Annotated in this window: 1 protein-coding gene; it reads right to left on the bottom strand. The window is 65.1% G+C overall.

The window, feature by feature from the left end:
• Positions 1 to 20: 20 nt before the first annotated feature.
• A complete protein-coding gene (locus ABZV91_RS32460) occupies positions 21 to 1238 on the bottom strand; it encodes an IS110 family transposase (protein WP_355249531.1) in 1218 nt (405 codons plus the stop codon).
• Positions 1239 to 1460 lie beyond the last annotated feature (222 nt).

Below are 1460 nucleotides of genomic sequence, written 5' to 3'. Positions count from 1 at the left end.
TAGGAGTTTCAATGATCGTGTCAAGCCGCCACGCTGATCGGGGTTGGTGCCTCGATGGTGAAGGTGCGGTTGTCACGAACGAGCGCCCAGATGACGTCGATCAGGCGGCGTGCCAGCGCGATGAGTGCCTGGGTGTGCACCTTTCCCTCGGCTCGTTTCTTCTGGTAGAAGGCGCGGGAGGGGCCGTCGGTGCGGCGGATGCTCGACAGCGCGGCCATGTAGAACACCTTGCGCATGCCTCGGTGGTATCGCTTGGGGCGGTGCAGGTTGCCCTTGATCTTCCCGGAATCGCGGGGCACCGGGGCCAGGCCGGCGTAGGCGGCCAGTCGGGCCGCGCTGCCGAATACGGTGATCAGGTCGCCGCCGGCGTCGGCGAGCAGTTGTGCGCCCAGGATCGGGCCGAACCCGTTCACGCTGGTGATGGCCGCGGCGTGGGGGTGGTGCCCGAAGCGTTCGGTGAGCTGTTTGTCGAGGTTTTTGATCTCGCGGTCGAGATCGAGCAGTTGATGTGCCAGCCGGGCGATCAGTGGCGCGGTGACTGCCTCACCGGGCAAGGCGATGGTCTGTTCTGCGGCGGCGGTCAGGGCCTTGTCGGTCATGGCGGTGATGCCTGTGGTCCAGGCACCGTGCTCGAGCAGATGGGTTCGCACGCCGTCGTGCCCGGCGGCCCGCAGGCCGGCGGGGGTTTGGAAGCCGGTGAGCAGGATCAACGCCGAGCGGGTGGAGTAGTCGAAGGCGCGTTCGAGTGCGGGGAAGATCGAGGTCAGCAGCTCGCGCAGCTGGTTGATGCCACGCACCCAGTCGGTCATGAGGTTCTCGCGGCGCGCGATGAGTACCTTCAGATCGGTCACGATCTGGTCGGGGCTGGTAATCGGTGTCAGATCGCTACGCAGGCGGGCGGTTTCGGCGATCGTGCGAGCGTCTTTGGCGTCGGTTTTGCCTTCACCGGCGAACGCTCCGGTCATCCGGTTGACCAGCCGGCCGGGCACATAGACGACCGGATCTCCGGTGGTTGTCAGCAACGCCAGCAACAATCCTGCTGCCCCGGAGGTCATGTCCACCGCCCAGGCCACCTCGACGGCGTTGGCCCGGACCCGGGTGATCAATGCCTCGATCGCGGACTGGCCGTTGACCACCTTGCCGGAGAACACGACCTTGCCCGCCTGATCCACCACACAGGCGTGGTGGGTGGCTTTGCCGACATCGATTCCGACCCAGACCTTTTCGCGGACCTTCATCCGGCCCGACCTCCCGCTCTCGTAACGAAACCCCGCGGACGACCCTGCCTGCATCTCCATAAACAGCGACGTAACGCACAGATTTCAATCAGCGGCCAAGGCGTCCAGAACAGTGGGGCGGCCACTCCTAACGAACCACCCAACGGCAAGACGCGATCAGCCACACCCCACCGCCCTGGGCATCCAGAACCTCTTGTCCTGAACACCTACAACCTTATGGAG

Origin of the sequence: Nocardia sp. NPDC004568, from assembly GCF_040609955.1 — a bacterium.
Classification (GTDB): Bacteria; Actinomycetota; Actinomycetes; order Mycobacteriales; family Mycobacteriaceae; genus Nocardia.
The sequence above is the reverse complement of the archived record's forward strand: the minus strand, read 5'-3'. Positions and strand labels throughout refer to the sequence as shown.

Coding starts and splice junctions, on each gene's coding strand:
- ABZV91_RS32460 (WP_355249531.1), bottom strand. CDS start 1,238: ATGAAGGTCCGCGAAAAGGTCTGGGTCGGAATCGATGTCGGCAAAGCC.